Source organism: Cryobacterium sp. Hb1 (assembly GCF_004403585.1).
GTDB classification, from domain to species: domain Bacteria; phylum Actinomycetota; class Actinomycetes; order Actinomycetales; family Microbacteriaceae; genus Cryobacterium; species Cryobacterium lyxosi.
Window position 1 is genome coordinate 54166 of sequence record NZ_SOHI01000037.1, and the last position, 22459, is coordinate 76624.

Below are 22459 nucleotides of genomic sequence, written 5' to 3' on the forward strand. Positions count from 1 at the left end.
TTTCTCTGTATACAAAGAGTGCTTGAAGTATTGCATATAACCCAGCAAGGTGGAATAGGATCACTTTTGTGTATACAGAAACCGCAATGTTGGGGTTGGGCGCACCGCTTCGGGCTAGCGAGCGGGCGTACCGTCAGCTGCGCGGAGAGATTCTCAATGGCCTCCTCGCCCCCGGTGCCGCCCTGCTCGAAGTCGAACAGGCTGAGCGCATCGGCGTATCCCGTACTCCGCTGCGCGAAGCGGTGGCCCGATTGATCGCCGACGGCCTTGTCGTGGGACGTCGTGGTCGTGGCTTCGAGGTGACCGATATCTCCGTTGACAGTATCTCCGAACTATACGAACTGCGCCAGGCGCTCGAGGTGCAGGCCGTTCGCCTGGCTGCCACCCGGCGCGAGCCCGCACCTTTTCAAGAACTCCGCGATGCATTTGTGACTGCCCCTGAGCTTCTGGATCAGGGCGATATTGGTGTGCACCGCTACTACGCGCTCATCGACGAACTCGAAGACGCCGTCGATGCGGCCGTTGAAAATCCCTTTCTGGTCGGCGCCCTGCGCGCCGTACGCACCCACCTGGCCCGAATCCGTCGGCTGGCCCGAAGCAATCCGCGGCGGCTTCGTGCCGCAGCCACCGAGCACCTGCTGATTATTGACGCCATTATTGCCGGTGATCCGTCGCTGGCAGCCCATGCCACCCATATTCATCTCCACCAAAGCCTCTTGAGCGTCCTCGCGGCGATCGAAGAGGACTCGGAACGGTAGTCGATCAACGACTCCGGCCGACCAACGAAGGGACCCACCGTGCAGCAGCACCATGTTCGAGTTCACAGGAGTGACGAGAATCTGGCCCGCGAGGACCAGCTGGCTTGGAAGATCGCCGAGGTCGCCGCCGACCCCGCCGCAGTCTCCGAGGAAGTAACCGAAATGGTCATCAACCGGGTGATCGATAATGCCTCCGTGGCTGCGGCCAGCCTGACCCGGCGCCCGGTGATCGCTGCTCGCTCGCAGGCACTGGCACACCCGCGTTCCAACGGTGGTGATGGCGCAACCGTATTCGGCCTCGCGCCGGCACGCCGGGTTTCCCCGGAGTGGGCCGCCTGGGCCAATGGCGTCGCCGTTCGTGAACTCGACTACCACGACACTTTTCTGGCCGCCGAATATTCCCACCCGGGCGACAACATCCCACCGATCACGGCCGTCGCCCAGCACCTCGCCGCGCCGCGCGGCCTGACCGGCAGCGACCTGATTCGCGGCATCGCTACCGGCTACGAGATTCAGATCGACCTGGTGAAATCGATCAGCCTGCACGAGCACAAGATCGACCACGTTGCCCATCTCGGCCCGTCGGTCGCTGCCGGCATCGGCACCCTGCTCGGCCTCGACAAGGAGATCATCTTTCAGGCCGTCGGCCAGGCGCTGCACACAACGACCGCCACCCGTCAGTCGCGCAAGGGCGAAATCTCCTCCTGGAAGGCCCACGCGCCGGCGTTCGCCGGAAAGATGGCCGTCGAAGCCGTCGACCGAGCGCTGCGCGGTGAGACCAGCCCGACCCCGATCTACGAGGGCGAAGACGGTGTCATCGCCTGGCTGCTCGACGGACCAGACGGCTCCTACGACGTGTCGCTGCCAGCCGCCGGCAGCATCAAACGCGCCATTCTCGACAGCTACACCAAGGAGCACTCGGCCGAGTACCAGGCGCAGGCCTGGATCGACCTCGCCCGCAGGCTGCACAACGAGCACCCCGAATTGCTCGTGGCCGGCGCGATCACGAGCATCGTCATCCACACCAGCCACCACACGCACTACGTGATCGGCTCCGGCGCCAACGACCCGCAGAAGTACGACCCCACCGCGAGCCGCGAAACCCTCGACCACTCCATTCCCTATATTTTCACGGTGGCCCTGCAAGACGGAACCTGGAACCACGTCGACTCCTACAGCCCCGAGCGTGCCGGCCGCCCCGACACCATCGCGCTGTGGAACACCGTCACGACGACTGAAGACAAGGAATGGACGCGTCGCTACCACTCCCTCGATCCGGCCGAAAAGGCATTCGGTGGTCGCGTCGAAATCGAACTCACCAATGGAACCCGCCTGGTTGACGAGATCGCCGTCGCTGACGCGCATCCACTCGGCGCTCGTCCCTTCGCTCGCTCGGAGTACATCAATAAGTTCCGCACGCTGGCCGCGCCGGTAATGGAGGAGTTCGAGATCGAACGATTCCTCGCCCTGGCCCAGCGCCTGCCGGAGCTTGGCGCCGCAGACCTCGGAGGGCTGACCATCGTGGCCAAACCGGGAATGCTGGCGTCGATTGCCACCCCGAACGGAATCTTCTAATGCTTTACGCCAGCGTGACGGCAGCCGACAAGCGCATCGCGCTCAAGGCTGGCCTGACCAGCGGAAAGATTCTGCGCTACCCCGGCGCGTTCAACCCGCTCTCGGCCAAGCTCATCCAGCAGAAGGGTTTCGAGGGCGTCTACATTTCGGGCGCGGTGCTCTCGGCCGACCTCGGCCTGCCCGACATCGGCCTGACCACTCTTACCGAGGTGGCCGGCCGGTCGCAGCAGATCGCCCGCATGACCGACCTGCCGGCGATCGTTGACGCCGACACCGGTTTCGGCGAGCCGATGAACGTGGCGCGCACGATTCAGACCCTCGAAGACGCGGGACTTGCCGGCATGCACATCGAGGACCAGATCAACCCGAAACGTTGCGGCCACCTCGATGGCAAGCAGGTCGTGGACGCCGACACCGCGATCAAGCGCATCCGCGCCGCCGTCGATGCGCGCCGGGACGCGAACTTTCTCGTGATGGCACGCACCGATATCCGTGCCGTTGACGGGTTGGACGCCGCCGTCACCAGGGCCAAGCAGTTGCAGGATGCCGGGGCCGACGCGATCTTCCCCGAGGCGATGGGCAGCCTGGCCGAGTTCGAAACAATTCGCGCAGCCGTGTCGGTGCCGATCTTGGCGAACATGACCGAGTTCGGCAAGGGCGAGTTGTACACGGTGCAGCAGCTCGAGAATGTGGGCATGAACCTGGTGATCTTTCCGGTGTCGTTGCTGCGCCTGGCGATGGGGGCGGCGGCGCGTGGACTCGACGCGATCGAGCAGACGGGCTCGCTCACCACGATGCTGCCCGAGATGCAGCACCGGGCCGACCTGTACGAGTTGCTCGATTATGCCTCGTACAGTCAGTTCGATTCGGGTATCTTCGATTTCACCCTGAACCCGCACATTTCCACGCCCAGTTCGGCGCAAGGTCTGAAGGAGCACAATGTCTGACACCGAAACACTGCCACACGTCACTCCCCACATTTACAAGGGCCTGACCGGTGTCGTCGTCGACACGACCGCGGTCTCCAAGGTCAATCCGGAGACCAACTCACTGCTCTACCGGGGCTATCCGGTGCAGGAGCTCGCGGCCAAGAAGAGCTTCGAAGAGGTCGCCTACCTGCTCTGGCACGGCGAACTACCTGACGAGCAGCAGCTCGCCGACTTCGAGGCGCTCGAACGGTCGGCGCGCCACCTCAGCCCGGTGATCAAGCGCATCATCGACGAGCTGCCGCTTACCGCGCACCCGATGGATGTCGTGCGCACCGCGGTGAGCGTCATGGGTGCGAGCGATCCGGACGCCGAGAATCCGTCGCCGGAATCCGACCTCGCCAAATCGATTCGCCTGTTCGCCCAGCTGCCAGCGATCGTCTCCTACGACCAACGCCGCCGCCACGGGCTCGATCTGGTCGAACCGCGCGACGACCTCGGCTATTCAGCGAACTTTCTGCACATGGCCTTCGGCGAGGTGCCGGAGCTTATCGTCGTCAACGCCTTCGACGTGTCGATGATTCTCTACGCCGAGCACTCCTTCAACGCGTCCACGTTCACCGCACGGGTTATCACCTCGACCCTGTCCGATTTGTATTCGGCCGTGACCGGTGCGGTCGGGGCGCTCAAGGGAGCCCTGCACGGCGGCGCCAATGAAGCCGTCATGCACACCTTCACCGAGATCGGCCTCGGCAGCGGCGCGGCCGAGCGGGCCGAACCGTGGCTGGCCCAGGCGCTCGCCGAGAAGCGCAAGATCATGGGTTTCGGGCACCGCGTCTACAAGAACGGTGACTCGCGGGTTCCGACGATGCGTGCCTCGCTCGTCTCCCTGGTCGACCATTACCAGAAGCCGGAATTGCTCGAACTGTACGAAGCCCTTGAGACGGCCATGACGACGCGGAAGGCGATTCTGCCCAACCTCGATTACCCGTCGGGCCCGGCCTACCACCTGATGGGCTTCGATACCCTCACCTTCACGCCGATCTTCGTCGCGGCGCGCATCACCGGGTGGACCGCGCACATCATGGAGCAGAAGAAGAGCAACGCGCTCATTCGCCCGCTGTCTGCCTACAACGGCGTCGATCAGCGTCAGGTTTTGTAGCGTTCTCATCTTGCGAAACGGATGCCCCGTTGCCCGTTGCCCGTTGGCAGCGCGGCATCCGCTTCGTGCGCGCTCAGACATAGCTAGCATTGACGGATGACACTAGATGCCCAGGATGCGTCCCCTCCGCTCGTGATTGACCGCGAAATTCTGCAGTGGACCGACTTCGCCGCGGCGTCGCGTGAGCTGGCGACTCAAGTGCGAGGCAGTGGCTTTCATCCCGATGTGGTGATCGCCATCGCCCGCGGCGGACTACTGCTGGCCGGCGCTGTGTCTTACGCGCTCGGCACGAAGAGCTGCGGCAGCATCAACGTGGAGTTCTACACCGGCATCGACGAACGACTGCCCGAGCCCGTGCTGTCGGCGCCGATGCTCGACGCCCCGGCCCTCGCCGGCAAGCGGGTTCTGCTCGTCGACGACGTCTCTGACTCTGGCCACACCCTCGCATTGGTCATGCGCCTGCTCGGCGAGACCGCGATGGAGGTGCGCACCGCGACCCTGTATACCAAGCCGCGCACGGTGCACGTGCCCGATTTCACCTGGCGCGAGACCGACAAATGGATCGTGTTCCCCTGGTCGGCGCTGGCGCCGGTTGCGGGAGCCCTCGACAGCAGCGCGCCGGAAACGCTCGCTGACCTGCCTGGCGACGTGACGGCCGGCCTGCCTGCCGACGTGACGGCCGAGGTGGCCGCGTGAGCGTGCACCTGGTCGGCGGCGGCGGAGACCCCGTACACGACGTTCCGGTCTTCGCGACCTTCCGGTCCGAGGTGCTTGCTTATGCCGGCCAGGCTGGTCGCGATGAACCGGTCGTGGCGATCATCACTGTCGGCCCGGGCAGTGCGCACGCCGAAGAGCTCGCCGCATCGCTCGGCACCGGCGTGGAGACCCGCCGCACCGTGCTCGCGCCCGGCGACACGGCCACCCTGGCCGCTTTGGGCGCCGTCGATGGCATCATCATCGGCGGCGGGGTGACGCCGGACTATTTGGCCGCTCTGCTGCCGATTGCCGGTGAGATTCGCCGCCAGGTGTCTGGTGGTGTGCCCTACCTCGGTTTCTCGGCCGGCGCCATGATCGCGGCCGAACGCGCCCTCATCGGCGGCTGGCGTATAGGCGGCGTCGAGGTCACTCCGGAACACGTCTCGGAGGGCCTCGATGAAATCACCCTGGCCCAGGGGATCGGCCTGCTCGACGTCACGGTCGATGTGCATGCTGCCCAGTCCGGCAGCCTGTCCCGACTGATCGCGGCAACCGAGGCGGGACTGATCGACGGCGGCCTGGCCATCGACGAGAATACCGTGCTCGTGGTCGGTGAGGGCGCCCTCGGCGTGCTCGGAGCCGGCAGCGTCTGGCGGATCAGTCAGGCCGACGGTGGCGTTCTCGTGAGCACCATCGGCGCCTGACCGGCTCATGAACTTCGATGCGCTCGCGGCAACCGGGCAGATCGACCCGGGCTGGGCGCGAGTGCTCGCTCCCGTGGCCGACGATCTGGCCCGAGTGAGTGATTTTCTGGCGAGCGAACGGGCGGCCGGCCACGTAGTGTTGCCAGCGCCGGAGCATCTGCTGCGCGCGTTTCAACAACCGTTCGACGCCGTACGGGTGCTCATCGTCGGGCAGGACCCGTACCCCACTCCGGGGCATCCGATCGGTTTGGCCTTCGCCGTCAACGCCGACGTGCGGCCGGTGCCGCGGAGCCTTGGCAACATCTACACCGAGCTCGCGGCCGACCTGGGCCTGCCGCGCCCCGAGCACGGCGACCTCTCGGCGTGGTCCGATCAGGGGGTATTGCTGCTCAACCGGGTGCTCAGCGTGCGGGCCGGTGCAGCCGGATCGCATCGTCGCCACGGCTGGGAAAGCGTGACCGACCAGGCGATCCGGGCTCTCGTGCGACGGAAGCATCCGCTCGTGGCCATTTTGTGGGGCAAAGATGCCGGCGCGCTTCGGCCATTGCTCGGCGACACGCCCGTCATTGAATCGGCGCACCCGAGCCCCCTTTCAGCCCGTCGCGGCTTTGTCGGCTCCCGGCCGTTCAGCGGCGCCAACCGGCTGCTCACCGCGCAGGGGGCGGCACCGGTGCAGTGGGCTCTTCCGGTAATCTGGAACCAACCAGAAAGGGGAGTGCCGGGTGCTTGAGGAAGAATACGAGCCTCGTCGTCGACTGCCCCGCCACCTGCGACCGGAAATCGCGGTCGAGGCGCCGTTCGAATACACGATGCGCGAGGTTCGAGCAACGGATCTGCCGCACATTCGCGAGATCTATAACTACTACGTCGCGAACAGTACCGTGACCTTTGACGAGGACGCGATGACGCTCGCCGAGTGGCGCGACAAGTTCTACTACCTGAACAAGCAGGGCATGCCGTTCATCGTCGCTGTCTCGCCGGCCGGCCAAATTCTCGGTTACGCCCTGGTCAGCCCGTGGAAACAGAAGAAGGCGTTCCGGTTCACGGTGGAGAACTCGATCTACCTCGGCGCGGCATCGACGGGTAAGGGGCTTGGCCGCGAGCTGCTCGGCGAGCTGATCAAACGGTCTAAAGCAGCCGGCCTGAAGGAGATCATCGCCGTCATCGCCGACCAGGGAGCGGATGCCTCGATCAAGCTGCACCGCGACTTCGGCTTCGCCGAGATCGGCCGCATGGGCAAGGTCGGTTTCAAGTTCGAGCGCTGGCTCGGCACGATTCTGCTGCAGAAAAGCCTGAAGTAGTGCAGTCGCGGGTGCGAGTACGTGCCCACCGATGTGCGCGCCCGACCGCCACTGCCGACGAGTACCCGAGCGCGCAACCCGTGCGCTCGGGGACTTGTGTCGTTGGTTACCGTTCGACGTCGACCCATTCGTGGCCGAGGGCCTCCAATTCTGCGGTTCCGGCCGTGACTCGGGCGACGATCGCGGCGAGCCGCGTCGCGTCGTCATCGGCAATCTTCAGCACCGCGTCGAGCCCATACTGCGTACCCAGGATGAGCACTCCGCGCTGGCGCAACTCGGCCTCGATGCGGCCGGCATCCGCGTGGGGCAAGGCGAGCGTGAACAATTCACGGCGTTCGCGCTCCACGACCAGCCCCAGGGACTGGGCCGCGTCGATCGCCGTGAGAACAGCCTCCGAGTACGCGCGCACCAGGCCGCCAGCACCGAGAAGGGTGCCACCGAAGTAGCGAGTGACGACCGCCACGCAGTCGACGAAACCTCGCCCGGACAGCGCTTCGAGCATGGGCCGCCCCGCAGTTCCCGATGGTTCACCGTCGTCATTCGAACGACGCACCTGATCGGGAGCACCGGATGACCCGAGCACGAATGCCGAGCAGTGGTGGCGAGCACCCCAGTGGGTCTTCCGTGCGTCGTCGATCGCAGCGCGCGCCGCATCCTCTGTCTCGGTTCTGACCAGGCGGCACAGAAATCTGGATCGTTTTACTTCGATCTCGGCGTCGACACGGCTGCCGATGCCGCCGTGCAAAGTGAGATCGGGCATGCGTCCAGTCTCGCGCATCCGGGTGATCGGCGCCCGGTGCAGCAGAAGAAGCGCCCGCGGGCGGGGTAGCAGTTGTTGGTTTTCTGCCAGGGATCGAGGTCGTTACCTGGCGGCGCGTGGCGTGTTCATGCGCCCCACCGCATTCAGCACGGCGCGCCGGGGGGAGAGGCTGACCATCCGGGCGAGCAGCGCGTTGCGCGCACCGACCAGGACGACCGACGGCGTCACCGACCGGTCGAGAGCGGCGAAGGAGGCACGCATGACCTCGTCCACTGTCAAGGGCGTGCCCTTCTTATCGCCGCCGGTCTGGGCGATCTCGAAGAACTCGGTGTCGGCGGGGCCCGGACAGATCGCGGTGACCTTGAGGCCGCTCGGGCGGGTCTCGTAGCTGACCGCCTCGGTGTAGCTGAGCACATAGGCCTTGGTCGCCGCGTAGACGGCCATGCGCGGCACCGGCTGGAACGCCGCCGTGCTCGCCAAGTTCACCAGCGCTGCGGTGTGCGGATGCAGCGAGGCCGTCTCGACCAGATCGGGCAGAAAGGCATGGGTCAGCGCGGTCAGTGCGTGCACATTGAGGGCGACCTGCTCCACTTCCCGCACCCGGTCGGAGTCGAGTACGGTACCGAAGGTAGCGAAGCCGGCGTTGTTGACGAGGGTGCCAATGGTGATCGCCCGCTCGCGCAGGTCGGAGACCAGCTCGGGGACAGCATCCGCTTCGCTGAGATCAAGCGGAATCACGGTGGAGACGGTGCCGTATTTCTCGGCCAGGTCGACCGCGAGCGCCTCCAGGCGGGCCTGACGGCGGGCGACGAGCACGAGATCCGCGCCGCGCTGGGCGAGCTCGTGCGCGTACCCGACGCCGAGTCCGCTCGACGCTCCGGTGATGAGCGCGGTAGTGCCGATGGGATTGTACAAAGCACTGGCCATGGCTTGAGGTTAGCCTCCCGGATCGAACATGACCAGAGATGGCCGGTCACCGGGCCCGTTCGAACTAGGCTCGGATCATGGCTGATCCACACGAACTGACCGCCCTGGAGCAATGGCAGGCCCTGCAGCGGCGGGAGATCAGCCCGAGCGAGCTCACCGAGCACTACCTGGCCCGCATCGAGAAATTCAATCCAGCGCTCGGCGCCTTCGTCACCGTGACCGCGGATGCCGCCCGGGCCCGGGCCCGCTTCGTTGAAGAGCGGATGCCGCTCACCGCGCCGCTTTGGGGCCTCCCCTTCGCCGACAAAGACCTGTACCAGCGTGCGGGGGTGCACGCCGGGTTCGGGTCGCGCCTGTTCGCCGACTATGTGCCAGACCGGTCCGACGATCTGGTGCAGGTACTCGATGATGCCGGGGGAGTCAGTCTCGGTAAAACCAACACGCCCGAATTCGGGCTCGCCTCATACACCGAAAGCCTGGCCTCCCCGCCCGCCCGCACCCCGTGGAACCTCGCGCTCGGTGCCGGCGGATCCAGCGGCGGCGCCGCTGTTGCGGTCGCAGCGCGCTTGCTCCCGTTCGCGCCCGGCTCCGACGGCGGCGGGTCTATCCGCATTCCGGCGGCCGCCTGCGGCCTCGTCGGCCTCAAGCCCAGTCGCGGGCGTGTGCCCGCCGCTTCCGGCATCGACAAGCTCGGCGGCCTCTCCGTTGGCGGCCCGCTCGCTCGCACTGTAGCGGATGCCGCCCTGCTGCTCGATGCCATGATCGTGCCCCGGGACAGTCACCCCAACCACTACTACGCACTGCGGGCCCCCGATGATGAAACGCCGCTGCTGGCAGCGGCCGTGCGCGGCGAGGGCCGGTTTCAGCTCGGCGTCATGACGACCTCGGCCTGGGACAACGACTACTCCATCGAAATCGCCCCCGAAGCGCAGGAGGCGCTCGACCTGGCCGTCGCTGGATTCACCGCGCTGCACCACGGACTCGAAGAGACAGCGCTTCTGCCCGACCCGAGCTACGGGCCGGCGTTTCGCACCATCTGGCAGGCTGGCGCGGCGAGCATCCCGGCCGAGACCGAGGCCGAGATCGCCCTGCTCGAACCGTTGACCCAGTGGCTGCTCGCCCGGGGCCGAAACCTCAGTGCCCGCGACCTTGCGCAGGCGCTCGCCGCGCTGACCGCGTTCGAGCGGTCGTTCATTCAGCAACTGTCGAAATTCGATGCCGTGCTGACCCCAGCCATGGCCCTGACCCCGCGGCCGGTCGGATGGTACGACGCGCACGACGCCGAGGCGAACTTCGCCCAGCAGGTTCAGTACACGCCGTTCACCTCGATGATCAACGTGAGCGGACTGCCGGCGATCGTGCTTCCGGTGCACCAAACCGAGAACGGCCTGCCGATGGGGGTGCAGCTCATCGGCCGGCCGGGCGGTGAGGCCACGCTACTCGCGCTGGGCGCGCAACTGGAGCGGCGCATCCGCTGGCAGGAGCGAGTACCGCCCGAGCCGGCATCAACCTACTGACGCGTCGCCACCGGGTTGGACGGCCACCAGAACCGGTCATCGACCAGAAAGACCAGGGCCGGCACGAGCACGGTGCGCACGACCAGGGTGTCCAGCAACACACCGATGCAGACGATCACGCCGATCTGGGTAAGAGCAACAACGGGGAGCACACCGAGCACGGCGAATACGGCGGCGATCAAAATGCCGGCGCTCGTGATCACGGCGCCGGTCGAGGACAGCGCCCGCACCATTCCCTCGCGGGTGCCGTAGCGCCGCGCCTCTTCGCGGGCACGCGTCGTCAGGAAGATGTTGTAGTCCACGCCGAGCGCCACCAGGAACAGGAACGCAAACAAAACGACGCTGGTGTCGAATGCGGCAAACCCGAGCAGGTTTTGAAAGATCAGGTTGGAGGCGCCCAGGCTGGCGAAGAAGGTGGCGAGCACCGTGGCAATGAGCAGTACCGGTGCCACGATCGAGCGTAGTAACAGCGCCAGAATCAGAAAGACGATGCCGAGGATCAGCGGCAGGATCAGACGTTGATCGCGCTCGGCGCTGGTCTTCGTGTCGAGGGCCGTGGCATCGCTGCCACCGACCAGTGATTGCGAAACGGCGCCGGGGGCATCCGCTACATCGGTGCGCAGGGCGGCGATGGTCGCGAACGTTGCGTCGCTGCCCGGTTCACTGTCGAGTGTGACGTCGATTCGGGTCAGGCCGCCGGCGTTTTCACCGGCGACCGCCGCAGAAACTCCGGGGGTCGCCAGAGCGACCGCCACGGTGTCAGCGGATGCCGCCTCCGGCGCCAACACAACGGTCTGGCTGGTCAGCCCCGCCGAAAACGACGCGTCCACGATGCGCTGCGCAACGACCGATTCCGGGTTGCCGAGCAGCTGGTCGGCCTGGGACAGCCCGACCGCGGCGCCGTTCAGCCCGAAGGCGAGAGCGCCGATCGCCAGAACGGAAATGACCGTGATGATCACCGGGTGCTTGGACACGCCCCGGCCGAGCCGCGTCCAGAAACCGGTGCGCACCGGCGCTGCCTGAGCCCGCACGCGCGGAATGAACGGCCAGAACAGGCCGCGCCCGCACACCACGAGGGCTGCCGGCAGCACGAGCAGGGCGAACAGGATGGCGATGATCACACCGATGGCGCACGCGATACCGAGGGCCCGGTTGCCGGCGAGTTCCGCGAACATCAAGGTGAGAAGGCTCAGCGCGACCGTGCCGCCGCTGGCCGCGATGGCCGGGCCGGCGCTCGTCACTGCGGTACGCATCGCGACGTTGCGATTCTCGGTGTGCAGCAGTTCTTCGCGGTAGCGCGCCACGAGCAGCAGGGCGTAGTTGGTGCCGGCGCCGAACACGAGCACGGAGAGAATTCCCGAGATCGAGGCATCGAGGGCAAAACCGAGCGGTTCGGCCAGCGCGCCGGCTACCTTGCCGGCCAGGCCGTCGGCGAGGCCGACCACGACGAGCGGCACGATCCACAGCACCGGGCTGCGATAGGTCACGATGAGCAGCACAGCGACGACGATCACGGTCACCAGCAGCAGGCGAAAGTCGGCTCCGGCGAAGGCATTGGTGATGTCGGCCTGAAAGCCTATGGGCCCGGTGACGTAGGCGGTCAGCCCGCCGGGCAGCGCGGTCGACGCCGTAGCGCGGATAGCGGTGGCCGCCTTCTCAATATCGGCCGTCGCCCCGAGGGCCTCCAGTGGCACCACGCTCAACGCAGCCTGACCGTCGTCGCTGAACTGCGGCGTTGCTGCGCGCGGGGCGATCGACGCGGCACCGAGCTGAGCCGCCGCGGCGGTGATTGCCGTCTTGTCCGCCGCGGTCAGGCCGGCGCTGTCCCGGGACCAAACCACGATCGCAGCGGTCTGATCGGCGGAAGGAAACGTGGTGAGTAGCTCGGTGACCCGGGCAGCCTGGCTGCTTTCCGGCAACCCCGCGGCTGGAAAATCCGCTGAGTCATTGGCCGGAAGCAGGGTGAACAGTAATCCCACGGCCACGATTGTTCCGAGCAATACCGCCCAGGCGGTGCGTTTGCCGGAGATAAAGCGGGTGATCGCGAGCACTGTTCCTCCCAGAATGTCACTGATCGCTATCCTAGCTAGCTAAACGATTGCACCGTTGTTTTGAATTACTCAAAACAAGATGCTAGGATCGGAATATGACGATACCCGAATCAAGCTACGGCGCAGACATGCGTCCGGCAGTAGCCGACGCCGGGTTACTCGAGGACGGTATCCGCTCGGCTGGGCTCAAGGTGACCGTACCGCGTCTGGCCGTGCTGCGGGCCCTCACCGACCGGCCGCACGCGACCGCCGACGCACTGTTCGGCGCTGTACGCGCCGACCTTCCGGGCACGTCACTCCAGGCGGTCTATGGAGTGCTGGCCTCGTTCACCACCGCGGGGATCGTACGCAAGATCGAACCGGCCGGCTCGCCCGCGCTGTTTGAACGCCGGGTCGGCGACAATCACCACCACATCGTCTGCACCCGCTGTGGCGTAGTGCACGACGTGGACTGCGCGGTCGGTCACTCTCCCTGCCTCACCCCGGTGGATGCGCTCGGCTTCGACGTGCGCGCCGCCGAAGTCATCTACTGGGGCCTCTGCGCCCAGTGCCAATCCGAAACCGCTCTCCCCTAACCTTTCACCGTCAACGACGCGTTGCTGATCCACTCTCAAGGAGCACTATGACTATCCAGCCCACTACTGACCAGACGGGAACGCCCGTCGCGAGCGACGCGCACTCCCTCACCGCTGGCGCCGACGGCGTCATCGCGCTGCACGACCGCTACCTGGTCGAGAAGCTCGCCCAGTTCAATCGCGAGCGCATTCCGGAGCGCATCGTGCACGCCAAGGGCGGCGGAGCGCACGGCGAGTTCGTCGTCACCGGCGACGTCTCCAAATACACCCGCGCGGCCGTGTTCCAGCCGGGCACGGTCACACCGACCCTGCAGCGTTTCTCCAGCGTTGCCGGCGAGCAGGGCAGTCCAGACACCTGGCGCGACGTGCGTGGTTTCTCGGTCAAGTTCTACACGACCGAGGGCAACTACGACATCGTCGGCAATAACACCCCGGTATTCTTCGTCCGCGACGGCATCAAGTTTCCCGACTTCATCCACTCGCAGAAGCGCCTGCCGGGCACCGGCCTGCGCGACGCGACCATGCAGTGGGACTTCTGGACCCTGTCTCCGGAGTCAGCCCACCAGGTCACCTACCTCATGGGTGACCGCGGCCTGCCGCGCTCGTGGCGTGAAATGCCCGGCTTCGGTTCGCACACCTACCAGTGGATCAACGCTGCGGGCGAGCGTTTCTGGGTGAAGTACCACTTCGAATCCAACCAGGGCAACGTCGAGATGGACGGGTCAGAGGCCGAACTCCTCGCCGGAGCGGATGCCGACTACTACCGCCGGGATCTGTCCGACGCGATCGCTGCCGGCAACTTCCCGTCGTGGAACGTGTCTGTGCAGGTCATGCCGTACGAGCAAGGCAACACCTACCGGTTCAACCCGTTTGACGTGACCAAGGTCTGGCCGCACGCCGACTTCCCGCTGATCCCGGTCGGTACCCACACCCTCAACCGCAACCCGGAGAACTTCTTCGCCGAGATCGAGCAGGCGGCGTTCTCGCCGGCCAACTTCGTGCCCGGCATCGCGGCGAGCCCCGACAAGATGCTCATGGCTCGTATCTTCTCCTACCCCGACGCGCAGCGCTACCGCGTGGGTACCAACTACGCGCAGTTGCCGATCAATGCTCCCAAGAGCCCGGTCAACAACTACTCCCAGGATGGCTCGCAGCGCCACCATTTCAACGCACCGAGCGTACCGAACTACGCGCCGAACTCCCTCGGCGGCCCCGTCGCCGACCCGGCGGCTGCCGGTGAGGGCGCATGGGAGGACGACGGGACGCTGCTGCGTGCCGCCGCGACCCTGCGCAGCGAGGACAGCGACTTCGGCCAGGCCGGAACGCTCTACCGCGAGGTCTACGACGATGGCGCCAAGGCGCGTCTTCTCGACACCATCACCGGTGCCATCAGCGGCGTGACTCGCCCCGAGGTCACCGAGCGGGCAATCTGGTATTGGACCAGCGTTGACGCCGACCTCGGCGCCAAGCTGCGCGCGAACCTCGCCGTTTTCGCCGAGGCTGCAGCGGTCGACGCGGCATACGTCGCCGGCCAGTAGTAACACCCGCACGACAGAAACCGCCCGGCCTGATTGCAGGCCGGGCGGTTTTGTGTGCTCTTCCGCTCGTGAGGGGTCGCAAATCGACCGTCGGGGGCCGGCTCTGGTCGGTGGGTGAACCTCACGCGAGGGATGGGTGGCCGCCGCGCTGGCCAGCCGCTGCTCTAACGCAGGTAGCCACCCTTTTTCAGGCCAGCCTCGATCTCAAAACGGTTCTTCAGCGGATTGCGCCCGGCGACCGCGTACAGCAGCGGAAAGACCATGCCGAACCGTTGCCACTGGCGTTTGTGCACGGCTTCATGCTCGAGCACACGGGCTGTGACGTTCTGGTTGGTGAGGTAGCAGCCGCCAACGCAGGAGCCGCCGCGACCGAAGGTCCACGACGGCATGCCGCGAAACACGAACAACCCTGCCCTCTTCTCGACCCGCCCGGTGCTCCAAATCGACCCCCAGACCAGCCCGACTGCGGTGGCGTAGAGGTAGCCGGCCCGGCTGACCGGTGAATCAAAGAGGATGCGACGCATGCCTTACTGTGAAGCTTCGTCGGTGAACCCCGGGCGTCCGTAGGCTTCGAGCAGGCGCAGCCACACCTCGCTGAGGGTGGGGTAACTCGGTACCGCGTGCCATAAACGGCTGACGGGAACTTCGCCGACAATCGCGACCGTGGCCGAGTGCAGCAGCTCGGCGACGTCTTGGCCGACAAAAGTAACGCCGAGGAGGACCTCCCGGTCGAGATCGACGATCGCCCGGGCCTTGCCGACGTAGCCGACCGCGAGTACCGAGGCGCCGCCCAGGTTTGCGAGGTCGTAATCCAGTATGCGGATGCGATACCCCGCCTTCACGGCGGACGCTGCGGTCAACCCTACCGAGGCAACCTCCGGGTCGGTAAAGGTCACCTGCGGAACGGCGGCGTGGTCGGCCGTCGCCACGTGCGCCCCCCAGGGCGCATCATCGACCGGGGTGCCGGCTGCACGGGTCACGATCGCGTCGCCGGCCGCGCGGGCCTGGTATTTGCCCTGGTGCGTGAGGAGTGCTCGGTGGTTGACATCGCCGGTGGCATAGAGCCAGTCGCCGGCCAGCGCGGGGGAGTCGCCCTCCACGAGCAACGAGTCGTCTACCACGAGCCAGTCACCGGGGTTGAGGCCGACCGTGTCGAGGCCGAGGTCGTGGGTGCGCGCGGTGCGCCCGATGGCCACGAGCACCTGGTCGGCCGCGACGGTGGTGCCGTCATCGAGCGTGAGCGTGACCGTCCCGGTTTCATCCCGGTGCGCCGTCGTGGTAGACGGGCCGACGAGCACGGTCACCCCATTCTCCTCGAGCGCGGCGGTGATGAGTTCGCCCGCAAAGGGTTCCTGCTTGCCGAGCAGCGCGCTGCGGGCGATCACGGTCACCGTCGAGCCGAGTGAGGAGTAGGCTGCAGCCATCTCGGCTGCGACGACGCCGCCGCCGATCACGGCGAGACGCTCCGGAATTTGCTGGGCGCTTGTCGCATCGCGGCTGGTCCACGGCTCGATCTCTTTCAGACCGTCAATGTCGGGTAGCAACGCCGCCGACCCAGTGCTGACGACGACCGCATGGGTGGCGGTCAGAACGGTCACCGCGCCATCCGGTGCGGTGACCGTGACCTCTTTAACGCCAGTGAGGCGGGCATGGCCACGCACGAGGCCGATGCCAGCCGACTCCAGCCATTTCGCCTGGCCGTCGTCCTTCCAGTTGCTCGTAATGGAGTCGCGTTGCTTGAGGGTCGCCCGCACGTCGATGCTTCCCGTGACGGCCTCGGCGGCGCCCGGAACCCGGCGGGCCGCAGCGAGGGCGGCGCCGCTGCGCAGCAGCACTTTCGATGGCATGCAGGCCCAATATGAGCATTCGCCGCCGACCAGATCGCTCTCGACGAGGACCGTGCGTAGTCCGCCCTGGGCGGTGCGGTCGGCAACGTTCTCCCCGACGGCGCCGCCGCCGATGACGATGACGTCGTAGATCTGACTCGACATTGAATCTCCTTGAATCGGGATGTACCGGCCTGGTGACGAAAAACTGGCCACGGCTGCTCGGGCTGGTGGTCGCTGGCCGGGACATGGAGAGCTTGAATCAGTGCAGCCTACCCTGACGTTCTTACTCAGTGTGTGAGTTTGTTTGAGACGTTGCCGCCTGCCGCGAACGACTGGGATCCGATTATCTGGCTTTCGACGAGTGCTGTGACCCCGGGCCCACCTTATGAACGCGGGCCCAGTTTATAAGCTGGGCCCGCGTTCCGGGCCCAGGCCCCGTCCACACGGGATGGGGCGTGGAGTACTAGCGGCCGAGGAAGACGGCGGGGATCCGGGTCAGGAACGCCTGCATTCCGATGCGGGAGTCTTCGGTGGCCACCAGACGGGCGAGAGCCGGCTGCAGTGCTCCTTCAGCAGATGCCGCACCGCTCCGCTCGGCCAGGCGCGCGTTGGCCAGGGTGGCTTGGATGGCGAGCGGGGCCTGGGCAGCGATCTTCTCGGCGAGCTCCTGAGCCCGGTCGAACTGGGCGCCGTCGGGCACGATTTCCTGCACGAGGCCGAGGCGGTGCGCCTCGGCGGCATCGAACAGGTCGCCCGTGAGCAGCCAGCGCATGGCATTGCCCCAGCCGGCCGCACGCGGAAACCGAATCGTCGCGCCCCCGAACGGCAGGATGCCCCTGGCGACCTCGATCTGACCGAACCGAGTGGATTCGGCGGCGACCACGATGTCGCTCGCCAGCATCAGCTCGATGCCGAGGGTGAGGCAGGTGCCCTGCACAGCGATGACGACCGGTTTGCTGAGGGATCGGCCATCCACTTGCCACGGGTTGATGCCGCCCTCCGGTACCATCTCGAGCCCGTTCGGGCCGAGTCTTGGGCCGATATCGGCGAGGTCGAGTCCGGCCGTGAAGTGCTCCCCGACCGCGTAGACCAGGCCGACGCGCAGGTCGGGGTCGCGGTCGAGCTCACCGTAAGCGAGCGCGAGCTGCTGCAACAGCGAGAAATCGGCGGCATTGCGTTTTTCGGGCCGGTTGAACCCGATCAGCAGAATGTGGCCGCGACGCTCGGTGAGAATGCGGGGCTCGTCGGTCATGGGGCCTCCATCGGTACAGGTGACGTTGCAGGCGGAAGTGGCGAGCGGATGCTCTGTGGCCGGCTCGGGGCGCAGTGACGAGGCATCCAGCTAGCGGGTGAGCGCGCCGATGATGCGCAGAATACTCGGCAGGTCATCGGTCGCCGCTGCCGGGGACGCGGGCGCGAACCCGGTGATGGTCGCGCCCGCGAGGGTGAAATCGGCGCGCAGGGCGGTGATCGCGCCGCCGAGATCAGCCACGCTCAGCCCGAAGGGAATGAGATCGCTGAGGCCATCGAGCGCCGAAGGATCGAGCACGTCAAGATCGATGTGCACGAAAACGTGCGTGGCGCCGATTGCAGCAACCGCGGCGATGAGCGCGGCGGGGTCGGCCAGCTCGGAGCACGAGACGCTCACCAGGCCGTGCTCGTTCAGCAGTACGTCCTCGGCATCGTCGATGTCACGAATGCCGGCAAGAACGACGTTCTGCAGCCGCACGCTGCTCGCGGCGGCCAGCTCGAGTTCGGCCGGCCCTTCGCCGCTGATCGCGCGCAAGACCATGCCACAAAATCCGCCCGACGGCGAGGATTCCGGCGTGTGCAGGTCGGGGTGGGCGTCAAACCACACCACGGCCAGATCGCCCGGATGCGTGCGCGCCGCGTGTTCGACCGCGGCCAACGCGATGCCGCAGTCGCCACCGATCGAGAGGGCCCAATCGGTGGTGTCCTGCAAGATCCTGGTGTGTCGTTCGCGTACCTGTTGGATCGCCGAGAACCGACGCACGCCGGTATCGAGCGAATCACCGGCCTCGACCGGCACATCGACCAGGCGCGTGGCCGAAAAGGGGAGGTCGCCCTGGATGGCCGCCGCCCCGTCGATCAGGCGCATTGCGCGCGGAGAAGTCGAACCCTGCCACTGCGGTACTACAACGAAGGTGGGAGCCATACCTCAGTATGGCCCAGCGACCGTGCAGGCAGCATCCGCTTCGCCGACAACAAATTTCTTGCGGCCGACAGGGGACCGAATGCCGCCATGCCGTCACTCGACGAATGTGTCGGGTACACACCGGGTCGTCTTGACTCGCAAGTGTCGAGTGAGCAGGCCTAACCCTCGATGGCGGCGGTGTTGCCGGCTTTCAGAGCGGCGAGGCGGGCATCCACTTCGGTGAGTTCGCCGAGATCGTCGAGGCTTTCGAACTGCGCATCGAGGCTGGATGCGGCGAGTTCCTGGGCACCACGCACGCGGGCCTCCTCGCGGCGGATCTTGTCTTCGAAGCGGTTGACCTCGCTGGTCGGGTCCATCATGTCGATGCTCTTGACGGCATCCATCACCTGCGCCTGCGCTTTGGCGGTCTTGGAGCGCGCGATCAGCTCAGCGCGCTTGTTGGTGAGCTGCACCAGCTTCTCTTTCATGGCGTTCAGGCCGGTCTTGAGCTGGTTGACGACGGCGGTCTGCGCCTGAATCTGTGGTTCGGCGGTCTTGACCTCCTTCTCGGAGGTGAGCTGTCGACCGAGCGCGACCTTGGCGAGGTTGTCGAACTTGTCGGCGTCGGTAGCGTTGCCGACCAGGCGCAGCTCGTCGGCCTTGCGGCTCGCAGCGAGGGCCTTGTCGCCCCACTCCACGGCGGCTTCCTGGTCTTCACGGTGGTCGTCTTCGAGCAGACGCAGGTTGCCGATGGTCTCGGCAATCGCGCTTTCGGCATCGGAGATGCTGCTCGAGAAGTCGCGCACCATCTGGTCAAGCATTTTGGCCGGGTCTTCCGCCGAGTCCAGGATGGCGTTGATGTTCGCCTTCGCAAGCTGGGAGATACGGCCGAAGATGGACTGCTTGGTCATTCGGAGGTCCTTTCACAAAGAGTGACCCTGGCCGAAGGATTCCGCCGGGGAAGTGCGTGTCTGTTGCAAAGTTTAGGGTGACCGGTAGACCCGAGTCTGGGAACCTCCAAAAATCTGCCCGAGGGCGATGTTGCCCCGTGTTACAGGACCGCTCGCACACTACGCGCGCGCCGCCCAAAATGGGATGAACGCGGCCTTGATTTTGCGCAGCGCGATCGACACCGACGGGAGCCCCGCATGAACGAAGAACTCACGAACCGCATGCTCGCCGTCGTCGAGGTCACGACCGCGCGTCCCGACCGGCCCATCTACCACGCCAAGGTACAGGTGCTCAACTCTCGCGTCGTCGCTGAAGCCAAGGCAGGTGGCTGGTCTGTCACCCGCGTCGCCGCCGCCGACGTCACCCCCGCCGAACTGTTGCGCCGTACCGTGGATGCCGACGCTGTCGTCATCGTCGGCGGCGAAGATATCTCCCCCAACTATTACGGCGGCACAACCGGCTATGAGGGTGAGACGGTGCACTTTGCTTCCGCAGACGAAGGCCAGATCGCTCTCGTGCAGCGTGCGCTCGCGCTCGGCACACCGCTGCTGGGCATCTGCCGCGGCCTGCAGATCATCAACGTCGCCCTCGGCGGCACCCTCGTGCAGCACATCGACGACGGTATTCACAAGAACATCGACGTGCCGATCGACCAGATCCTCTCCACCCACGACGTCACACTGGCCACAGGCAGCACTATCGCGACCGTCCTCGGCGGGGTGGACATCTCGGTGCAAAGCGCCCACCACCAGATCGTCGACGGTCTCGGCGCCGGGCTGGTAGCCGCGGCCCACGCTCCGGACGGGCTGATCGAAGCGCTCGAGCACGGGAGCGCTCCGATCGTTGGTGTGCAGTGGCACCCCGAAGCGCCCGATTCCCCGGCCGACCAGCTGGCTCTGCTCCTGGCCGGACTGGCCGCTCAGCACGACGCCCGCACGCGGGTCGAGGCCCGAATCAAAAGCGCCCTGGCCGCTTAGCTGCGCGACGGACTAGAGCACGACGGCGTCGAACGTGGCATCGAGGGCCGCCGCGAGATCTGCCACCAGGTCAATGGTGTCTTCGAGGCCCACCGAGAAGCGGAGGTGCCCGAATTCGCGAAACGGTGCCGGGTACGCTGCGACGCGCGGCCCGGAGTTGTCGACGTGCACGATAAGCGACTCATCGTGCCCGAGCGACACGGCCGACGTGATCACGCGCAGGTTCGCGACGAACCGGTTCTGCGCCGCCTTGTCGCCAGTGACGGCGAAGGCGAGCACCCCGCCGAAACCGTGCGGCAGCTGCCGCAGGGCCACGGCGTGCTGCGGATGCGAGGCTAACCCCGGGTAGGCGACGTACGCGACCCGCGGATCGGCCTCGAGAAAACGGGCGATGGCGAGCGCCGACTCGCAGTGCTGTCGGATGCGCAGGGGAAGCGTAACCGAGCCGCGCATGATCAGCCAGGCGTTGAACGGGCTGATCACACCGCCCACGTCGACCATCGCGTCAACCTTGATCCGGCGAATCAGCGCCGCGCTACCGATGACAACGCCACCCATCGCGTCACCGTGCCCGTTGATGTACTTTGTCAACGAGTGCACGACAAGGTCGGCTCCGTGCTCGAGGGGGCGAAACAGCGGCGGCGGCGTGAACGTATTGTCGATCGACAGCAGTGCGCCGGTTTCGTGCGCGATCTGTGCGACGCCCGCGACATCCGTCACCGCGGTCGTGGGGTTACCGACCGTCTCAATGTGAATCAGACGCGTCGTAGAGCGGATGGCGGACCGCACCGCAGCCAGATCCGTCGCGTCCACAAAGGTGGCCTCGATTCCGTATTTGTTGGGCAAAAGCTCGGTGAAGAGCCGATACGAGGCCTCGTAGGTGACGTTGGCGACGACGACGTGGTCGCCGGTCTTGAGCAGTGTGAAGAACACGGCGTGCAGGGCGGCGACACCGCTGGCCAGGACCACGGCGTCTTCGCCGCGCTCGAGCACGGCGAGCTTCTGCTGCAGGCCCTGTTGATTTGTGCCGGTGTTGCGGGTGTAGAGACCGGGCGTCGCGCCCGACCAGCTCATCATCGACGGGTCGTCGGGCAGCGCGTATGAGTTGGCCATCACGATCGGTGTGCGGAGCGCCCCCGACCCGACATCGATCGCGTTGCCGGCGTGAACCGACTGGGTCTGAAAGCCCAGCGTGGCCGGATCGTGCTTGTTCGGCCGTGGTGCCGGGTTCGGTTCGGTGCGAGAGGTCATCCCTCCACGCTAGACCTGGCGCAGCGTCCAACATGAAACGTTACGTATCGGGGGGTGACCACCTGGCCGGTACCGACTACGAAAAAGCCCCGGCACTTCTCGCCTGGGGGGAGGTGAGAAATATGCCGGGGCCAATCGTTGGAGTGGGGGAACTCCGTACATAACGGTACGGGGGATGGCCTGAGAAGGGGCTGATAAAAATGGAATACGGAGTCTACCCCCAGTGCGTGACCGGCGCCTCCCGGTCGGTCGGTTTGTTATGCACCCGTTGTAACCAGCGCTCGACCGATGCGTCTTGCTCGGGGCGCACATGGGAAGGGCGGGGGCCGCGTTAACCCAGACGAGGCGGTGCCGTCCCGGCAATTCGGGGGCATCGCCTCGTCTGGTTTACCGACGGCAGCACTTGGTTGGGTGAGTCAATGGCATCGGTCGGGGACAAGAAGTGGGTTCAGGCAGCCTGGTGTTTGTCGGCGCCAACTGCGGTCGTGGAGTGCGTCCAGGCGAGCAATTCAGCCTGCGCGCGTCGACGGCTCGCGGCGGTCTGCTTGGGCGGTACTGGAACGTTCATTCGGGAGCCGGGGCAATCCTTGGTTGAGTTGGCCAGCGAGTGATAGGTCGCAAACCGGGTATCCGACGTGATCCACACCATCTGCTCGCATTCTGGGCACTCTGTCTGCAACATTTTCACGATTGTCCGTTCCATCGCCGACTCGGGTAATCGGTTCGATAACTTCAATCTAGTGGGGATAGACAAGTCAATGTCCTCCCCATTCGTGGGACAGAAAAATACGCGAAACGGTGGTATT

General features: G+C 65.9%; 22 protein-coding genes. 12 read left to right on the forward strand and 10 right to left on the reverse strand.

Going from position 1 to position 22459, the window contains the following annotated elements; all coding sequences use genetic code 11:
• Window positions 1-68: 68 nt before the first annotated feature.
• From E3T38_RS15415 to E3T38_RS15450, 8 genes are all read left to right on the forward strand, one after another.
• On the forward strand, window positions 69-758 hold the full coding sequence (locus E3T38_RS15415) for a GntR family transcriptional regulator (RefSeq protein ID WP_370449050.1): 690 nt from the start codon (window positions 69-71) through the stop codon (window positions 756-758).
• A gap of 39 nt (window positions 759-797) precedes the next feature.
• A complete protein-coding gene (locus E3T38_RS15420; protein ID WP_134548994.1) occupies window positions 798-2333 on the forward strand; it encodes an MmgE/PrpD family protein in 1536 nt (511 codons plus the stop codon).
• The gene (gene prpB, locus E3T38_RS15425) at window positions 2333-3280 is read left to right on the forward strand and encodes a methylisocitrate lyase (protein ID WP_104199330.1); all 948 of its coding nucleotides are present in this window, start codon (window positions 2333-2335) and stop codon (window positions 3278-3280) included. Before E3T38_RS15420 ends, prpB begins: the two co-directional genes overlap by 1 nt.
• Window positions 3273-4421: a bifunctional 2-methylcitrate synthase/citrate synthase gene (locus E3T38_RS15430; protein WP_134548995.1), complete on the forward strand. Its 1149-nt coding sequence runs from the start codon at window positions 3273-3275 to the stop codon at window positions 4419-4421. Before prpB ends, E3T38_RS15430 begins: the two co-directional genes overlap by 8 nt.
• Window positions 4422-4517: 96 nt before the next feature.
• Window positions 4518-5117: a phosphoribosyltransferase gene (locus tag E3T38_RS15435; RefSeq protein ID WP_134548996.1), complete on the forward strand. Its 600-nt coding sequence runs from the start codon at window positions 4518-4520 to the stop codon at window positions 5115-5117.
• Window positions 5114-5821 (forward strand): Type 1 glutamine amidotransferase-like domain-containing protein, encoded by a 708-nt coding sequence (locus tag E3T38_RS15440; RefSeq protein ID WP_134548997.1) that lies wholly within the window; start codon window positions 5114-5116, stop codon window positions 5819-5821. Before E3T38_RS15435 ends, E3T38_RS15440 begins: the two co-directional genes overlap by 4 nt.
• Window positions 5822-5828: 7 nt before the next feature.
• Window positions 5829-6551, forward strand: a complete 723-nt coding sequence (locus E3T38_RS15445) for a uracil-DNA glycosylase (protein WP_134548998.1) — start codon at window positions 5829-5831, stop codon at window positions 6549-6551.
• The gene (locus tag E3T38_RS15450; protein ID WP_174775258.1) at window positions 6544-7122 is read left to right on the forward strand and encodes a GNAT family N-acetyltransferase; all 579 of its coding nucleotides are present in this window, start codon (window positions 6544-6546) and stop codon (window positions 7120-7122) included. The genes E3T38_RS15445 and E3T38_RS15450 overlap by 8 nt, the downstream gene beginning before the upstream one ends.
• A gap of 106 nt (window positions 7123-7228) precedes the next feature.
• Here E3T38_RS15450 and E3T38_RS15455 read toward each other — a convergent pair whose 3' ends face one another.
• Both E3T38_RS15455 and E3T38_RS15460 read right to left on the reverse strand, forming a co-directional pair.
• A complete protein-coding gene (locus E3T38_RS15455) occupies window positions 7229-7882 on the reverse strand; it encodes a YigZ family protein (RefSeq protein ID WP_104199335.1) in 654 nt (217 codons plus the stop codon).
• A 102-nt stretch (window positions 7883-7984) separates the two neighbouring features.
• Window positions 7985-8809, reverse strand: a complete 825-nt coding sequence (locus E3T38_RS15460) for an SDR family oxidoreductase (RefSeq protein WP_134548999.1) — start codon at window positions 8807-8809, stop codon at window positions 7985-7987.
• Between the two features lie 77 nt (window positions 8810-8886).
• Here E3T38_RS15460 and E3T38_RS15465 point away from each other — a divergent pair, with 77 nt between their 5' ends.
• Window positions 8887-10326, forward strand: coding sequence for an amidase (locus E3T38_RS15465; RefSeq protein ID WP_134549000.1), 1440 nt, complete (start codon window positions 8887-8889; stop codon window positions 10324-10326).
• Here E3T38_RS15465 and E3T38_RS15470 read toward each other — a convergent pair.
• On the reverse strand, window positions 10320-12377 hold the full coding sequence (locus E3T38_RS15470; RefSeq protein WP_134549001.1) for an MMPL family transporter: 2058 nt from the start codon (window positions 12375-12377) through the stop codon (window positions 10320-10322). The genes E3T38_RS15465 and E3T38_RS15470 overlap by 7 nt on opposite strands.
• 95 nt (window positions 12378-12472) lie before the next feature.
• On the opposite strand from E3T38_RS15470, the gene E3T38_RS15475 reads away from it, so the two are divergent.
• Window positions 12473-12952, forward strand: coding sequence for a Fur family transcriptional regulator (locus E3T38_RS15475; protein WP_134549002.1), 480 nt, complete (start codon window positions 12473-12475; stop codon window positions 12950-12952).
• A 47-nt stretch (window positions 12953-12999) separates the two neighbouring features.
• Window positions 13000-14490, forward strand: a complete 1491-nt coding sequence (locus tag E3T38_RS15480; protein WP_134549003.1) for a catalase — start codon at window positions 13000-13002, stop codon at window positions 14488-14490.
• Window positions 14491-14654: 164 nt separating this feature from the next.
• Here E3T38_RS15480 and E3T38_RS15485 read toward each other — a convergent pair whose 3' ends face one another.
• The 5 genes from E3T38_RS15485 to E3T38_RS15505 form a co-directional block, all read right to left on the reverse strand.
• Window positions 14655-15014 (reverse strand): Fe-S oxidoreductase, encoded by a 360-nt coding sequence (locus E3T38_RS15485; protein WP_134549004.1) that lies wholly within the window; start codon window positions 15012-15014, stop codon window positions 14655-14657.
• 3 nt (window positions 15015-15017) lie between these two features.
• Window positions 15018-16481, reverse strand: coding sequence for an NAD(P)/FAD-dependent oxidoreductase (locus E3T38_RS15490; RefSeq protein ID WP_134549005.1), 1464 nt, complete (start codon window positions 16479-16481; stop codon window positions 15018-15020).
• Between the two features lie 301 nt (window positions 16482-16782).
• On the reverse strand, window positions 16783-17571 hold the full coding sequence (locus E3T38_RS15495) for a crotonase/enoyl-CoA hydratase family protein (RefSeq protein ID WP_134549006.1): 789 nt from the start codon (window positions 17569-17571) through the stop codon (window positions 16783-16785).
• A gap of 90 nt (window positions 17572-17661) precedes the next feature.
• Window positions 17662-18495 carry an arginase family protein gene (locus tag E3T38_RS15500; protein ID WP_104196654.1) on the reverse strand — a complete coding sequence of 278 codons (834 nt, stop codon included), beginning with the start codon at window positions 18493-18495 and terminating at the stop codon, window positions 17662-17664.
• 158 nt (window positions 18496-18653) lie between these two features.
• Window positions 18654-19385 carry a PspA/IM30 family protein gene (locus E3T38_RS15505; protein ID WP_134549007.1) on the reverse strand — a complete coding sequence of 244 codons (732 nt, stop codon included), beginning with the start codon at window positions 19383-19385 and terminating at the stop codon, window positions 18654-18656.
• Between the two features lie 237 nt (window positions 19386-19622).
• Here E3T38_RS15505 and E3T38_RS15510 point away from each other — a divergent pair, with 237 nt between their 5' ends.
• Window positions 19623-20402: a gamma-glutamyl-gamma-aminobutyrate hydrolase family protein gene (locus tag E3T38_RS15510; protein ID WP_134549008.1), complete on the forward strand. Its 780-nt coding sequence runs from the start codon at window positions 19623-19625 to the stop codon at window positions 20400-20402.
• 12 nt (window positions 20403-20414) lie between these two features.
• On the opposite strand, the gene E3T38_RS15515 is transcribed toward E3T38_RS15510, so the two are convergent.
• Together E3T38_RS15515 and E3T38_RS15520 are read right to left on the reverse strand one after the other, a co-directional pair.
• Window positions 20415-21653, reverse strand: coding sequence for a PLP-dependent aspartate aminotransferase family protein (locus tag E3T38_RS15515; protein ID WP_134549009.1), 1239 nt, complete (start codon window positions 21651-21653; stop codon window positions 20415-20417).
• A 448-nt stretch (window positions 21654-22101) separates the two neighbouring features.
• Complete coding sequence (locus E3T38_RS15520; protein ID WP_134549010.1) at window positions 22102-22335, reverse strand: hypothetical protein; 234 nt, start codon at window positions 22333-22335, stop codon at window positions 22102-22104.
• Between the last annotated feature and the right edge of the window lie 124 nt (window positions 22336-22459).

Coding starts and splice junctions, on each gene's coding strand:
- E3T38_RS15515 (WP_134549009.1), bottom strand. CDS start 21,653: ATGACCTCTCGCACCGAACCGAACCCGGCACCACGGCCGAACAAGCAC.
- E3T38_RS15490 (WP_134549005.1), bottom strand. CDS start 16,481: ATGTCGAGTCAGATCTACGACGTCATCGTCATCGGCGGCGGCGCCGTC.
- E3T38_RS15460 (WP_134548999.1), bottom strand. CDS start 8,809: ATGGCCAGTGCTTTGTACAATCCCATCGGCACTACCGCGCTCATCACC.
- E3T38_RS15480 (WP_134549003.1), top strand. CDS start 13,000: ATGACTATCCAGCCCACTACTGACCAGACGGGAACGCCCGTCGCGAGC.
- E3T38_RS15430 (WP_134548995.1), top strand. CDS start 3,273: ATGTCTGACACCGAAACACTGCCACACGTCACTCCCCACATTTACAAG.
- E3T38_RS15505 (WP_134549007.1), bottom strand. CDS start 19,385: ATGACCAAGCAGTCCATCTTCGGCCGTATCTCCCAGCTTGCGAAGGCG.
- E3T38_RS15500 (WP_104196654.1), bottom strand. CDS start 18,495: ATGGCTCCCACCTTCGTTGTAGTACCGCAGTGGCAGGGTTCGACTTCT.
- E3T38_RS15495 (WP_134549006.1), bottom strand. CDS start 17,571: ATGACCGACGAGCCCCGCATTCTCACCGAGCGTCGCGGCCACATTCTG.
- E3T38_RS15435 (WP_134548996.1), top strand. CDS start 4,518: ATGACACTAGATGCCCAGGATGCGTCCCCTCCGCTCGTGATTGACCGC.
- E3T38_RS15455 (WP_104199335.1), bottom strand. CDS start 7,882: ATGCCCGATCTCACTTTGCACGGCGGCATCGGCAGCCGTGTCGACGCC.
- E3T38_RS15485 (WP_134549004.1), bottom strand. CDS start 15,014: ATGCGTCGCATCCTCTTTGATTCACCGGTCAGCCGGGCCGGCTACCTC.
- E3T38_RS15520 (WP_134549010.1), bottom strand. CDS start 22,335: ATGTTGCAGACAGAGTGCCCAGAATGCGAGCAGATGGTGTGGATCACG.
- E3T38_RS15445 (WP_134548998.1), top strand. CDS start 5,829: ATGAACTTCGATGCGCTCGCGGCAACCGGGCAGATCGACCCGGGCTGG.
- prpB (WP_104199330.1), top strand. CDS start 2,333: ATGCTTTACGCCAGCGTGACGGCAGCCGACAAGCGCATCGCGCTCAAG.
- E3T38_RS15475 (WP_134549002.1), top strand. CDS start 12,473: ATGACGATACCCGAATCAAGCTACGGCGCAGACATGCGTCCGGCAGTA.
- E3T38_RS15465 (WP_134549000.1), top strand. CDS start 8,887: ATGGCTGATCCACACGAACTGACCGCCCTGGAGCAATGGCAGGCCCTG.
- E3T38_RS15510 (WP_134549008.1), top strand. CDS start 19,623: ATGAACGAAGAACTCACGAACCGCATGCTCGCCGTCGTCGAGGTCACG.